Raw genomic sequence first — 12,578 nt, 5'->3', positions numbered from 1 at the left:
GCATTCTTATGGCAAATGCTCTAGAGTGCAGCTCAGCCATGCGCCGCCGCCTCGCCCTGCTGTTCACGCTGCTCGCCGCGCTGCCCGCCGGGGCGCTCGCCTCCGCCGCCCCTTCCGCGCCCTCTCCCCTGCCGTTTCCGCTGCCCGCCGTGCCCGACACGGTGCGGCTGGACCGGGTGAGCGGCCCGTCGTTTCTGCGGGTGCCGCCCGCCTGCTACCAGCGGGACTGCGCGCTGGTCATCGTGTCGCATCCGCGGGGGCAGAGTGCCGCGCGGCTGCACGCCAGCCCCCAGGTCACGGCGCTGGTGGACGCGCTGCTGGACGCACCCTTCGCGGTGCTGCTCAGCGACGACGGCGGCCCCACGCCCTGGGGCAGCCCCGCCGCGCTCGCCCAGGTCGCCAGCCTGCGCGAGGAAGCCGTCGGCCACTTCGCCTTCAGTGGCCGCACCTACGCCCTGGGCCTGAGCATGGGCGGCCTGCTCGCGCTGCGCAGCGCCCTGCCCGGCAGCCCCTACCCGGTGTCGGGCGTGGCACTGATCGACGGCTGGGCCGACCTGCGGGAGGCGTGGGGGTCCGCCGCCAGCCGCCGCGAGGAAATCGACCGCGCCTACGACCTGGGCGGCGAACCCGCCCCCGGCCTGAATCCCCTGGCCCTGGCCGCCGGAACACCCGCGCTCCCCCTCTTCGTCGTCGCCAGCCCGGACGACACCACGGTCCCGGCCCGCAACAACGGCGAGCGGCTCTTCGCCCATGCCGAGGCGGGGGTCAGCGAGCTGCTGAAGGTCACCGGCCCCCACCTGGGCGGCAACCGCTTCTCGCATACGGTCACCCGGCCCCTGGTGACGTTCCTCCAGCGGCTGGAGGAGCGGGCACAGACGCAGGCGCGGCGGTAAGGAACTGGCGGGTGATGATGCGATCATCACCCCGAGCGGACTGGCACAGCTCCGCAGGAGAGCGAGAAGCCAAAAAGGAGCGGTTGGCGGAGGTGGAGTTGTTGCCCAGGACCCGCGGCAACGTAACGGAGCGCCACCCTAGCCCGCCAGAGCAAGAGGCCGGGCGCACACCCGGCCCCCCGACACCACATCCTTACATCGCGCTCGGCACCTGAATGCCAATCAGGTCCAGCGTCTCCTCGAAGGCGCGGCGCAGGCGACCCACCAGGGCCAGGCGGGCCTCGCGCAGTCCGGCGGGACTCTGGAGGACGTTGGTGGCGGGTTTGCCCGCCCTGTCCTTCGCGTTGTACCAGGCGTTGAAGGCGGTAGCGAGGTCCAGCGCGTACTGCGCGACCACGTGCGGCGAGTGGACACGGACCGCCTGGGCGACGACCTCCGGCAGCCTGGCGACCATCTTGGCGAGGGTGAGGTCGATGTCGGGCAGCGCGTCCCAGTCGGCCCCGGTGCCGTCCACCGCGTACCCGGCCTCCTGCGCCTTGCGGAGAATATTCGCGGCGCGGACGGCGGCGTACTGCACGTAGGGAGCGGTGTCGCCGTTGAGCGCGAGGGCCTGCTCCCAGCGGAAGTCGATCTTGCGGGTCGGCTCGGCCTTGAGCATGGCGAAGCGAATCGCGCCGATGCCGATGCGCCGGGCAATCTCGGCGGCGTCACTTCGGGCGGCGAGGTCGGGGTTGATGTCATTCAGCACGCTCAGGGCGCGGCGCTCGGCCTCGTCCATCGCCGCGTCGGCGCTCACCGCGATGCCCTTGCGGCCGCTGATGGTCTGACCCTCCAGCGTCACGAAGGCGTAACTCAGGTGGATGCTGCGCTCCTGCTTCTCGGGTTCGCCCGCCACGCCCAGCGCGCTTCTCACTACCGTCTGCGGGTGGTCCTGGCGCGAGTCGATGACGTTGATGACCTCCTGCGCGTGGCCGAAGCGGCGCTCGGTGTCGGGCTGGCCGTCGGGGGCACTCGTCCAGACCGTATGGCCGTCGGGGTCGGTGAGGAAGGGCTTGAACCGCATCCCCTCGAAGAGGCCGAACTTCCAGAACTGGTAGCCGATGTCCTTGGCGGCGTACATGGCGGTCCCGTCCGAGCGCAGCAGCACCACGTTCGACTCCTCCAGGCCCGGCATGAACTCGGACACGTCCATCACGAAGGCCCCGGCATACTTGCCCTCCGCCGGGTGCGAGGTGTAGCGGCTCCCCTCCAGAATGCTCATCGCGCTGCTGAGAAAGCCGCTGCCCACCACGTCCGACTCCCAGTTGAGCAGGTCGTAGCGCGCGCCCAGGCGGAAGCAGGTTTCCAGGTGGGCCTTGACCACTTTCTCCACCTCGCCGCGCAGTTCTCCGGCCTCCAGGCGGTGCATCACGGCGCTGATGCCTTCTTCCAGGGCGGGCTTCTCGGGGTCGGCGTTGAGGCGCACGTAGCCCTCGCCCAGCCAGTGGTCGTACTTCTGCGCGCCGTCCCAGACGCGGTGGTAGTGGTTCACTGCGAACAGCGCCTCGGCGGCCTGCCGCCCGGTGTCGTCGATGTAGTTCTGGACCTCCACGGTGTGCCCCGCTGCCCGGAAGATGCGGGCGAGGCTGTCGCCCAGCACCACGTTCCGCAGGTGGCCCACGTGCAGCTCCTTGTTCGGATTGACGGAGGTGTGTTCGATGACGACCTTGCCCTCCTGCACCGGAAGCGGCGTCGGCTCCTGCACGACCCCCCTGACGAACGCCCCCACGTCCACGAAGAAGTTCAGGAACGGCCCGGCGGCCTCCACCCGCGCGATTCCGGCGGGAAGCTGCACTGTCTGGGCGAGTTGTGCGGCCACCTGCGCGGGGTTCTGGCCCAGCGCCTTCGCCATCTGGAAGGCGGCGGGCGTGCCGTAGTCGCCGGGCTTGTTGGCCGGGGTGTCCTGAATGGCCGCGTCCACCGGCGCGCCCAGGTTGGCGGCGGCCTGCTCCACGGCGGCTTTGAGTTGTGCCTTGAGGTCCATAACGGGAGATTTTAGCGGTTGCAGAGAGGGATGAGGGGGCGGCCAGCTTCCGGCGACCCGCTGCCAGCAGGCTCTCCCCATCGGCGTTCACGGCTCCTGCGGCCTTCTGCCTTCCGCCCTCTGCCTGTTACGCTGGGCCATGCACAGCCAACTCTTGCAGACCAGCCCCACGGGGGAGCGCACCTTTGTGCTCGTCTTTGCTGCCGGGGACGAGGTGGCGCAGGGCCTCCATGCCTTTGCCCGCGAGCAGGGGCTGGAGGCGGCCGCCTTCACGGCCATCGGGGCGCTGAGCCGCGTGAAGTTCGGCTTCTACGACCTGGAGACGCAGGAATACGTCCCCACCGAGGTGAACGAGCAGGTGGAGGTGCTGAGCCTGCTGGGCAACGTGGCGCTGGGGGAGGACGGTACACCCCAGGTCCACGCCCATCTGGTGGTCGGCAAGCGCGACGGCACGGCGATGGGTGGCCACCTGCTGGCAGGGCACGTCCGGCCCACGCTGGAAGTCACGCTGACCGAACAGCCCGCCCACCTGCGGCGCAGGTTCAATAAAGAGTTCGGGCTGACGCTGATTGACCTGGGGGATTAGGCGTTAGGGGTTAGTGGGTGAGGGGCATCACTTCACCGTGAAGACCGCCTCGCCCGTCACCTGACCGAAAGCCATCCTCACGCGGTACTGGCCGGAGGGGACGGGCTGACCCAGACTGTCGCGGCCGTCCCACTGGAAACGGCGAGTGGCGGACTGGCCCGGTTGGAGGGGCACGGGCGTATGGCCGACCGTTGGGCAAGGACCGTTGCCTTGCTGGAAGACATACACGCTGTCGGAGAAGCGCTCCACGGCCACCGGGTCGCAGGGATGCTGCCAGGCGTTCAGCGTCTGCGCGGCTCGGTTGGTGACCGTCAGGGTGAAGGTGTAGCCCGATTTGCCCGATGTCACAGCCAAGCGCCGCGAGGCGTGCCAGTAGGGATTGTTGTTGGCGGGGAAACGGACGGCCGGGGCCACGCGGAGGTCCACCCGGCGGGCATCCAGATGCCAGTGCCGCAGCGTGTTCATGAAGGCGGCCCGCGAGAGGTCGTCCACGAAGTTAAAGGTCAGGCGGCCATCCCCGTCTTCCGTGCCGTAAATCTGGGCGTGGCTGAACTTGAGGGCCAGGCGATACAGCAGCGGCCAGGGCGTGCGCTCGGCGGGGTCGGAGCGGCGCAGCACCCGCAGGTCAGCCGCGACGTACTGCGCCATCTGCCCACCGGGCGGGGGAACGCGGAGCTGCACCCGGTACTCTCCGACCCCCAGGCGAGTCGGCAGTGACACGGGCAGCGTCCGGCTTTGCCCCGGCTGCACCCGGAGGAGGCGCACTGAGTCCTCCCCGTGGCATCCCAGACTGGGCAAGAGGGGGTCAACCTGTTGCCCGCTGGGTTTGCGGAACACCTTGAAAGCAGGGCAGGCGAACTCACGCGTGACCGGCGAGAACGGCAGCGGCACCGCTTCCCGCCCCCCATTTGTCACCGTGAGAGTCAGCACCGGCTTTTCCCCCGCGAACACCCGGTAGCCGGGCGAATCCAGCCGGAAACCCACCTGCGCGGAGGCACCCACGCCGAGGCCCAGGGCGAGGGTCAGGAGAAGCCGCTGCATCACTTCACCGTGAAGACCGTCTCGCCCACGAACTGGCCCAGGCCCATCCTCACGCGGTACTGACCGGGCGGGACGCGCTGGCCGAGGCTGTTGGTGCCGTCCCATTTGGCCTCGCGGGTGGTGGACTGGCCGGGCTGGAGGAGGATAGCCGCAGGAGCCATCGCCGGACATGGCCCATTTCCCACCTGCCAGACGCGCAGGCCGCTGGAGACGCGCTCGATGGCGAGGGGTTCGCAGACAGACTGAAACGTCTTGAGTGGCCCGCCAGTCCTGTTCGTCACCTTCATCGTGAAGGTGTAGCCCTTGTTCATGGGTGTGACGGTCACGGCAGCGGTGTGGGCCAGCGTGGGCCTGGCGGGAAAGCGCACGGGCGGCGCGACTTCAATATCAATCTTGCTGGGGTCCAGGCCGCGCTTCTTGAGTTCGGCCAGAAAAGCCTGACGTGAAACCTCGTCGGCCAGTCGGAAGGAAAGGCGTTGGTCCGCTGGAACGTCGCGGCTGGTGCGGGTCTGCCATTGGGCATGGCTGGCATCCAGAGCGTCTTGATAAGCCCGAGGATTCGGCGTCGGAATGGGCCGGTTTTCCGGTACCACCAACGCGGAGGCATAGGCCCGCTGGAGCCAACCGAAGCCGGGGCGGAGGCTCACGTTCCAGCCCGCGGCGTACTCCACCTGCGCCCCGACCTTCTGCGGCCCCAGCGCCCGCGTATAGGTGAAGGTGGTGCGGGCGGGTACGGTGATGACCTCGCCCACTTCGCGGCAGGTAGGGGCACTCCCCGTAGGCTGCATCTGGCCGAGATGCTCCAGCCCATTCACCGGCTGGTAGTTCTGATAGGCCGTGAACCGCTTCAGCACGGGCCCGCCGGGTGCCAGGCACTTCAGGGCCACGGCCTGCCCGGTGGGATTCTTCAGCGTCAGCGTAAGGGTCAGGGGTGGCGGAGGGTCGTTCTGGTAGGTGTGGTACTGCTGGGGCTGCATCTGAAAAATCAGCGGCGCGTTGGGGTCGGCGTGCGCGGTGGCGGAGAGGGCGAGGGTGAGGAGGGGGGGAAGCCGTTTCATCTGTTCACCTAAAAGCGGACGCTGGCGTTGTACTCGCCCCACATCACGGCGGTGTAACGTCCGGGCGGGAGCTTGATTTCCTCGTGCCACCTCATCACCAGGGCGCTGCCGGGTTGCACCGTGCCGAGGTGTGCTTCGGGCTTGCAGCCCAGGTGTTCGGGGCGGCTGTCGTACACGCTGCGTCCGTTCGCATTGCGAATCAGCAGGCCCACGCCGCAAGACAGCAGGGGCGGCCTCTCAGGTGTGCGCCAGACGTTGTGCAAAACAATGTCCAGCGGCAGCGCCCCCGCCTTCACGTTCAGCGGAATGCGGAGTTCGGCCACCAGCGGCCCCGGCCCCACCCGCAGCGTCGTTTGCACGTGCTGCGCTTTCGGCTCCGTCGGCACAGTCATGATGGCGGTGTACTCGCCGGGTGGCAGGGCCAGGGAAAGCTGAACCCGGTAAACGGCTTTCTGCCCACTGGCAAGCGTGACCCGTTCACGGACGGCACAATTCGCGGTGGCCCAGTCGGTGATGAGCGGTGGACCTCCCGCCCGGTCAAACACCCTGAACAGCAGGCAGGGCATGGAACCGTCCTTCAGGACATTGCCCAACATGACCGGCGTTTTTCCGGTGTTGCGGAAGATCAGCGTCAGGTCGGCGGGTTGCCCGGCATAGAGGGAGGTTGCAGGGGGGCTGAGCTTCACGACAGCCTGGGCAGAGGCCGCCGCCGTGAGGGCCAGCGCGAGGGGCAGCAGGCGGCGGAGGGTGCTGGGCACGCTCACCTGACCTCCAGCACGACCGGGGCGGCCTGCACCCGCAGCGGCCCGCCTCCCGCCGTGCCGTCGAACCACGCGGTCAGCGTGTACGTGCCGGGCGCGAGGGGCGGCAGGGTGCGTTTCAGGGTCAACGTCTCACCGGGCGCGAGGGTGCGGGTGAACTGGAGTTCGGGGCAGGTGAGGCGTTCGCCGGAGGTCGGGGCGGGAACGGGTGCGCCGCCCGCGCGCGTCAGGGCCACGTAGGGCGGGAGGCCACAACTGCCCCAGTTGACCTGCGCGGCGTAGCGGAGGGCCAGGGCCTGGCCGCTCCCGTTTTGCAGCGTGAGGACCACCGTCACCTCCCGCCCGCTCAGGCTGGCCCCGGCCCGCGCGGTGAGGGGGGAGGCCGGGGCCGGGGAAGACAGTACGGCAGGCGCGGGCAACGGCTCCCACATCCCGCCCAGCACCGCGCAGCTTCCGAGCAGGGCGGGCAGCAACACCACGAGCAGTCGTTTCATCCTGGCCTCCTCATACCAAATTGCGTTGATTCCTTGGAATCAACCGAGCGGACTGGTACAGCTCCGCAGCAGAGCGAGGAGCAAAAAGGACGGGGTTGCGGCGATGGAACCGCCCAGTGTCCAGAGCCGCCTCTGGACACACTTTCAGGGCGGGCAGGAACATCTGGCGCTTTCCCAGATGTCCGGGAATCAGAGCAATCCTGTATCACTGGACCGTGACGCGCACGGGCTGGGCAGGCACCTTCACCTGCAACTTGTTGCCGAACCCCGCGAACCAGCCTTCCACCATGTACTCCCCGGCGGGCAGGTCCAGCTCGCGGGTAAAGGTGGTGCTGCCCCGGGCGGGCACGGTCCTGCTCATCAGTTCCTGGGTGCAGATGCGGGGGGATGCACCGGGGACCGGGTACACCACCTCCCGTGTGCCGACGCGCAGAACTCGCACGGTCGGCGCGAAGGCGCAGTTCTGGTCATTGTCGTGGGTCACACCGAACGTGACTGGCACCGCGCGGCTGCTTTTCAGGGTGAGGGTGAGGGGAACCCGCCCGGTCACGCGGCGCGGGGCCGTCAGCGTGGCCGTGACCCCTTCCGGCCGGGCGGGCGCGGGCGTCGGTTCGGCAGCAACAGGCGGAAGCGGAGCAGGCTGCACCAGCACCGGCGTCCCCGTGCCACTGCCTAGCGGGGACATCGGCGGAATCTCCTGCGCCAGCGGGGCGGAGGGCAGGGCCAGCAGGACCGCGAGGGCAGCCAGAGGGCGGGGCGTCATACGCCGAGCGTACCGGGCGGGCATGACGGCGGGCTGAAGGTCGGCACAGCGGCCTTTAGGACGGGGCGCCGAAAGGTTGCCGCCTTTTGGCAACCTTCCCGAGCGAAGCGAGTCACGCAAAAAGGGCGGCGCGCAGTGGAGTGGACGCCTGATACCAACTTCAGGTGAGTCGTAGACGAGGGGCGAGCGGACTTGCAAAGCTGAGGAGTGGCGTCCCCAGGGGCGTCCGTTCACGACGACGCAGCAGAGCGAGAAGAAGAAAAGACCGGCTTGCGGCGATGGACCATGAGCGGGTGAGCCTACGTTTCATGCGGCAAGAAAGGCGAAGGGCTGCCCCTGAGCCTGTGGCCCCACAGAATATCCGGTGTTTTGTCCGGATGTTCTGGAATCAGAGCAAGTTGGTATGAGACCTGCGGCAACGCAACGGAGCGCTGCCCTAGCGGGCGGCCACCTGCGCCCCGTAGAAGTCCGCGATGCCCGCCGCGATGGCCTGGGCAAAACGTTCCCGGCCCGCCGGGTCCATCAGGGCGCGGAGGTTCTGGGGGTCGGTCAGGTAGGCCGTCTCGATCAGCAGGCTGGGCTGGGTGGTGGGCCGCGTCAGGGCCAGGTTCGCGCCGGGCTTCAGACCCGCGCCGGGGCCGAGGTCGGGAAGCAGGCGGCGCAGCCCGGCCAGAATCGCGGCGGCGGGGGCCTGCGCCTGCGGATGGGTGAAGTACACCTCCGGCCCGCGAATGCTGCGCGGGTCGCGCCCATCGGGCAGGGCATTGGCGTGGATGGACACCAGCAGGTCGGCGCGGGCGGCCTCGGCGGTCAGGTCGCGCTCGTAGAGGCCCAGTGTCACGTCCGAGTCGCGGGTCAGCACCACCTCGGCCCCCTGCGCGCGCAGCAGCTCGGCGGCGCGGCGGGCGATGGGCAGGGTCAGGTCCTTTTCGGGCACGCGCAGGCTGCCCGCCCCGCCGAACTGGGTGCCGCCGTGCCCCGCGTCCAGCACGATCACCCGCCCGGTCAGGGGCCGCGCCGGGTCGAGGGCCGGTGGGCGGCGCACCGTCAGCAGCAGGTCGCCGCCGTCGTAGCCCGCGGTAAAGCCCCAGGCCTGCGGCGCGGTGAGGTCCAGCGTCAGCCGCGTCACGCCCAGGCCCAGGAGCTGCACCTCCGCCCGCGCCAGCAGCGGGTCGGTCAGGGGGGCGGGCAGCGTGGGCAGCGTCCCCAGGCCGTACAGCGTCAGCGCGAGGCGGCGGCCTCCCTGTTCCTGCGTGACGGTGAAGGGCACCCGTGCTCCCCCCAGCGGCACCCGCACCCGCAGGTCGCCACCAGGGGCGGGCACAGGCGGCGGAAGGGGCACGGGCGGCGCGGCCTCCGGCGCAGCAGGCACCGCAGCCACGGGCACGGGAGGAATGGCTGGAAGAGGGGCAGGGGCGGTGGGAAGGGGCGCGGCGGGCGTCGTGCCCTCCAGCGTCACGGTTCCCCCCTGGCCGGGCAGCGGAGGGGCAGGCGTCACGTCCAGTTGCGACGCCGTGATCAGCACGCTCACCCCCGGCGCGAGGCGGGCGCGCACGTCCTCGCCCTGCCGCCCGACCACGGCAAAGGTCATGCCGTCGCGGGGATACAGGAACGGCTCGCCATCCTGGGTGGTCGCCACGTTGCCCGCGTCGTTCAGGCCTAGGCCGCGCACGGTGCCGGGCCGCTGGGTGCCGCTGCGGGGACCGCTCCCCGTGCTGCTGAGGCGTCCGGGGGCGGGGGCGCTCACAACCTTACCGTCGCGTCCAGTCAGGGTCACGGTGATGGGGGCCTGCTCGAAGCGGGCCGAGGGCGGCAGGACATAGGCGGCCTCGTACTGCCCCGCGCTCACCTCGCGCAGGGGCAGGGGCGCGCCGCCCGCCACCCGGAAGGCGGCCCGGCCCCCCGGCGACCCCCGGAACGACACCGTGACCGTGCGCTCGTCCGGGGCGTCCCCCGCCGCGTCCCAGAATTCCAGCGGCACGCGCGGGGTCACGCTCTGGCGGTCGAGCCGGGTGGGGGTGGCGGGCAGCGGGGCCGCCGCCGTGCGAATCACTCGCACGATCCGGGTGCCCGTCTGCCCGCCCTGCGTACTCGTCAGGCGCAGGTCGTTGGTGCCGGGGCGCAGCGGCCACCACAGCATGAAGAGGCCGTCCGGACCGACCGGCACCGCCTGTCCCCCCACCTTGAGACTCGCCCCGGCAGGCACGCTGCCCTCCAGAATCACGTGGTCATACGCGACCCGGTGACCGTCCGGCGGGTAGGCCACAAAGACTTCCGGGGCGGCGCGGGCCACCGCCAGGGCGGGAGCGGCCAGCAGGGCGAGGGTCAGGGCAGCGCGGCGCAGGGGCATGGGAGGGGTCTAGCACGGCGGGCCGGCCGGGAGGATGAGGTTCAGCCGACCCAGCCCACCAGCAGGGCCAGCTCCAGCCATTTCCAGGCCACATCTGCCTCCGCGAAGCCGGCCTCCCGCAACCACGCGACCTGTGCCCAGGCGGGCGCGAGGCGGTTGCTGGGGTCCTCGTCGCCGCCCAGCAGGGCCAGGAAGCGGGCGTGTTCCCGTTCGTTCACGCTGGCAACGTGTTCGAGGTTCAGGAACACGCCGCCCGGCGCAAGGCAGGCACAAATCTCGGCATAAAGTGCCCGCTTGCGCTCGTGGGGCAGGTGATGGATGGCGAACCCGCTCACCACCGCGTCGAACGTGCCCAGGTCCGGCAGCGGGTCGTTCAGGTCGTGCCAGGCCACCCTGACTCCCGGTCGCCCGGCGAAACGGGTGCGGGCCGCCTCCAGCATCGGCTCCGAGGCGTCGAGCGCCACACCCTCCACCTGCGAAAAGCGTGAGCGGACCACGTCCAGCAAGCGCCCGTCCCCGCACCCCAGGTCCAGCACCCGCCGCGTCTGCCCAGGCAAAAGCTCGGCCAGCACCCTCTCTCCCACCTCGCGCTGGGGCACGGCGTCCTGTATGGCGAGGTAGGCATGGGCGTACTCGGAGTCGCGGTATTCAGTCAAAGGTCTTCCTCCTTGTGATGCAGGAACGTCGAGAGGCCGGAGAACGGCTGAGGCTGCTCGCGGGCGTTTCCCTGCTTGCCCGGGTCATCCGCCGCGCCTGGGAGCTGGAAGCCCCCATGCGGAACCTGGAAAAAGGGCCGTGAAAGAGGCGAGGGCAGAGGCTTCATCACCCTCTGCCCTCAAACCTCATCCCTGACCCCTCTTATACCAACTTCAGGTGAGTCGTAGACGAACCCGAGCGGAGCGAGAAGAAGAAAAGACCGGCTTGCGGCGATGGAAGAACATCCGGTGTTTTGTCCGGATGTTCTGGAATCAGAGCAAGTTGGTATTACCCCACGCTGGGGCTGCCCATCGCGTTCAGCACGGCGTGGGTAAAGGTCCGGGTGTCGGCCTTCCCGCCCAGGTCACGGGTGGGGTGTTCGCGCAGGGCCAGGGCCACCGCGCGGTCCACCTGGTTGGCGACCTGGGGGCGGTCCAGGCCATGCCGCAGCAGCATCGCCGCGCTCATGATGGTGGCGGCGGGGTTGGCGATGCCCTGCCCGGCGATGTCGGGGGCGCTGCCGTGGATAGGTTCGAAGAGGCCGGGGCCGTCGCCCAGGCTGGCGCTCGGCATCAGGCCCAGGGAACCGGGAATCACGGCGGCGAGGTCCGAGAGGATGTCCCCGAAGAGGTTTTCCGTGACGATCACGTCGTAGCGGCCCGGATTGGCGACGATCAGCATGGCGACGCTATCCACGTACTCGTGGTTCAGGTGGACGTTGCGGTACTCGCGGTCACGCAGGGCCTGCACGTCACGCCGCCACAGCTCGGAGACCTCCAGCACGTTCGCCTTGTCCACGCTGGTCACGCGGCCCCGGCGCTGCTCGGCGGCCCAGAAGGCGACCTTCGCCACCCGCTCGACCTCGGGGGTCGTGTAGCGCATGGTGTTGTAGGCCGTCTCGCCCTCGATCCGGCGGTCGCCGTCGAAGTAGATGCCGCCCAGCAGCTCGCGCACGATCAGGATGTCCACGCCGCGCGCCAGCTCGGGCTTGAGGGGCGAGAGGTGCTCCAGACCCGGCTGCACCCGCACGGGGCGCAGGTTGGCGTAGCAGCCCAGCGCCTTGCGCAGCGCCAGCAGGCCGCTTTCCGGACGCAACTGGCGCGGGAGGCTGTTCCAGGGGCTGTTCTGCGGGCCGCCCACGGTGCCCAGCAGCACGGCGTCGGCGTCCCTGATGGCGTCGCGGGTGGCCTGAGGAAAGGGGTCGCCGTACAGGTCATACGCGCCGCCCCCGATGGCGTGTTCCTCGATGTGCACGTCTGGGGCGACCTCGCGCAGCACTTCCACGGCGGCGGCGGTGACCTCGGGGCCAATCCCGTCACCGGGCAGAGTCACGATTTTAGGCATGCTGTTCCTCCTGACGCACTTCTTCCATGATGGCCTCCTCGATTCCAGGCACCGGCCCGGTGGGCTGCTCCTGCTCCCGCATGTACTCCAGCCAGCCCCCGGCCTTCTGCACGTCCAGCGCGAACTGGGGCACGGGCACAAAGGTCAGCGTTTGCCCGGTGCGCGCGTTGGTGATGGTACCGCCCGTCAGGTCCAGCTCCGCCGGGTCGCCGTCCATGAACGTCTCCACCACGTTCTCGCATTCCAGCGCCAGGAAGCCGTTGTTGATGGCGTTGCGGTAGAAGATGCGGGCGAAGTTGGGCGCGATGACGGCCGCCACCCCCGCGCCCCGCAGCGCCCAGACCGCGTGCTCGCGGCTGGAGCCGCAGCCGAAGTCCGCCCCCGCCACGATGATGTCGCCGGGCTTCACGCGCCGCACGAAGTTCTGGTCATAGTCCTCCATCGCGTACTTCGCCAGCTCGGCCTCCACGTCGGTGGTCAGGTGGCGGGCGGGAATGATCTCGTCAGTGTTGATGTGGTCACGGGCGAAAACGTGAACGGTGGGCATAGGTGTCTCCTTGGCAGGGGGC

Annotated in this window: 12 protein-coding genes; 2 read left to right on the top strand and 10 right to left on the bottom strand. The window is 69.7% G+C overall.

From position 1 onward, the window contains the following. The first annotated feature begins 38 nt into the window (after positions 1-38). The gene (locus ABEA67_RS02305; protein ID WP_345460269.1) at positions 39-893 is read left to right on the top strand and encodes an alpha/beta hydrolase family protein; all 855 of its coding nucleotides are present in this window, start codon (positions 39-41) and stop codon (positions 891-893) included. Between the two features lie 193 nt (positions 894-1,086). Here ABEA67_RS02305 and ABEA67_RS02300 read toward each other — a convergent pair whose 3' ends face one another. Next, complete coding sequence (locus ABEA67_RS02300) at positions 1,087-2,916, bottom strand: arginine--tRNA ligase (protein WP_345460267.1); 1,830 nt, start codon at positions 2,914-2,916, stop codon at positions 1,087-1,089. A gap of 139 nt (positions 2,917-3,055) precedes the next feature. On the opposite strand from ABEA67_RS02300, the gene ABEA67_RS02295 reads away from it, so the two are divergent. Further along, positions 3,056-3,502, top strand: a complete 447-nt coding sequence (locus ABEA67_RS02295) for a PPC domain-containing DNA-binding protein (RefSeq protein WP_345460264.1) — start codon at positions 3,056-3,058, stop codon at positions 3,500-3,502. Between the two features lie 27 nt (positions 3,503-3,529). Here the strand turns inward: ABEA67_RS02295 and ABEA67_RS02290 are convergent, their stop codons facing one another. The 9 genes from ABEA67_RS02290 to ABEA67_RS02250 form a co-directional block, all read right to left on the bottom strand. After that, positions 3,530-4,543 carry a hypothetical protein gene (locus tag ABEA67_RS02290; protein ID WP_345460261.1) on the bottom strand — a complete coding sequence of 338 codons (1,014 nt, stop codon included), beginning with the start codon at positions 4,541-4,543 and terminating at the stop codon, positions 3,530-3,532. After that, positions 4,543-5,601: a hypothetical protein gene (locus tag ABEA67_RS02285; protein WP_345460258.1), complete on the bottom strand. Its 1,059-nt coding sequence runs from the start codon at positions 5,599-5,601 to the stop codon at positions 4,543-4,545. Before ABEA67_RS02285 ends, ABEA67_RS02290 begins: the two co-directional genes overlap by 1 nt. An 8-nt stretch (positions 5,602-5,609) precedes the next feature. Continuing rightward, the gene (locus tag ABEA67_RS02280; protein WP_345460255.1) at positions 5,610-6,365 is read right to left on the bottom strand and encodes a hypothetical protein; all 756 of its coding nucleotides are present in this window, start codon (positions 6,363-6,365) and stop codon (positions 5,610-5,612) included. Next, positions 6,362-6,856: a hypothetical protein gene (locus tag ABEA67_RS02275; RefSeq protein ID WP_345460252.1), complete on the bottom strand. Its 495-nt coding sequence runs from the start codon at positions 6,854-6,856 to the stop codon at positions 6,362-6,364. The genes ABEA67_RS02280 and ABEA67_RS02275 overlap by 4 nt, the downstream gene beginning before the upstream one ends. A 205-nt stretch (positions 6,857-7,061) precedes the next feature. Beyond that, the gene (locus ABEA67_RS02270) at positions 7,062-7,619 is read right to left on the bottom strand and encodes a hypothetical protein (protein WP_345460249.1); all 558 of its coding nucleotides are present in this window, start codon (positions 7,617-7,619) and stop codon (positions 7,062-7,064) included. A gap of 436 nt (positions 7,620-8,055) precedes the next feature. Further along, positions 8,056-9,969 carry an N-acetylmuramoyl-L-alanine amidase gene (locus ABEA67_RS02265; protein ID WP_345460246.1) on the bottom strand — a complete coding sequence of 638 codons (1,914 nt, stop codon included), beginning with the start codon at positions 9,967-9,969 and terminating at the stop codon, positions 8,056-8,058. 41 nt (positions 9,970-10,010) lie between these two features. Next, positions 10,011-10,625, bottom strand: coding sequence for a class I SAM-dependent methyltransferase (locus tag ABEA67_RS02260; RefSeq protein ID WP_345460243.1), 615 nt, complete (start codon positions 10,623-10,625; stop codon positions 10,011-10,013). 328 nt (positions 10,626-10,953) lie between these two features. After that, positions 10,954-12,009, bottom strand: a complete 1,056-nt coding sequence (leuB, locus tag ABEA67_RS02255; RefSeq protein ID WP_345460240.1) for a 3-isopropylmalate dehydrogenase — start codon at positions 12,007-12,009, stop codon at positions 10,954-10,956. Further along, on the bottom strand, positions 12,002-12,556 hold the full coding sequence (locus ABEA67_RS02250; protein ID WP_345460237.1) for a 3-isopropylmalate dehydratase small subunit: 555 nt from the start codon (positions 12,554-12,556) through the stop codon (positions 12,002-12,004). Before ABEA67_RS02250 ends, leuB begins: the two co-directional genes overlap by 8 nt. Between the last annotated feature and the right edge of the window lie 22 nt (positions 12,557-12,578).

Source organism: Deinococcus carri, from assembly GCF_039545055.1.
Classification (GTDB): domain Bacteria; phylum Deinococcota; class Deinococci; order Deinococcales; family Deinococcaceae; genus Deinococcus; species Deinococcus carri.
Note: the sequence above shows the minus strand (reverse complement) of the source record. Positions and strands in the feature narration are given on the sequence as shown.

What these genes read in the sequence shown, in the direction of transcription:
- ABEA67_RS02305 (WP_345460269.1), top strand. Translation starts at nt 39, where the DNA reads ATGCGCCGCCGCCTCGCCCTGCTGTTCACGCTGCTCGCCGCGCTGCCC.
- ABEA67_RS02300 (WP_345460267.1), bottom strand. Translation starts at nt 2,916, where the DNA reads ATGGACCTCAAGGCACAACTCAAAGCCGCCGTGGAGCAGGCCGCCGCC.
- ABEA67_RS02295 (WP_345460264.1), top strand. Translation starts at nt 3,056, where the DNA reads ATGCACAGCCAACTCTTGCAGACCAGCCCCACGGGGGAGCGCACCTTT.
- ABEA67_RS02290 (WP_345460261.1), bottom strand. Translation starts at nt 4,543, where the DNA reads ATGCAGCGGCTTCTCCTGACCCTCGCCCTGGGCCTCGGCGTGGGTGCC.
- ABEA67_RS02285 (WP_345460258.1), bottom strand. Translation starts at nt 5,601, where the DNA reads ATGAAACGGCTTCCCCCCCTCCTCACCCTCGCCCTCTCCGCCACCGCG.
- ABEA67_RS02275 (WP_345460252.1), bottom strand. Translation starts at nt 6,856, where the DNA reads ATGAAACGACTGCTCGTGGTGTTGCTGCCCGCCCTGCTCGGAAGCTGC.
- ABEA67_RS02270 (WP_345460249.1), bottom strand. Translation starts at nt 7,619, where the DNA reads ATGACGCCCCGCCCTCTGGCTGCCCTCGCGGTCCTGCTGGCCCTGCCC.
- ABEA67_RS02265 (WP_345460246.1), bottom strand. Translation starts at nt 9,969, where the DNA reads ATGCCCCTGCGCCGCGCTGCCCTGACCCTCGCCCTGCTGGCCGCTCCC.
- leuB (WP_345460240.1), bottom strand. Translation starts at nt 12,009, where the DNA reads ATGCCTAAAATCGTGACTCTGCCCGGTGACGGGATTGGCCCCGAGGTC.
- ABEA67_RS02250 (WP_345460237.1), bottom strand. Translation starts at nt 12,556, where the DNA reads ATGCCCACCGTTCACGTTTTCGCCCGTGACCACATCAACACTGACGAG.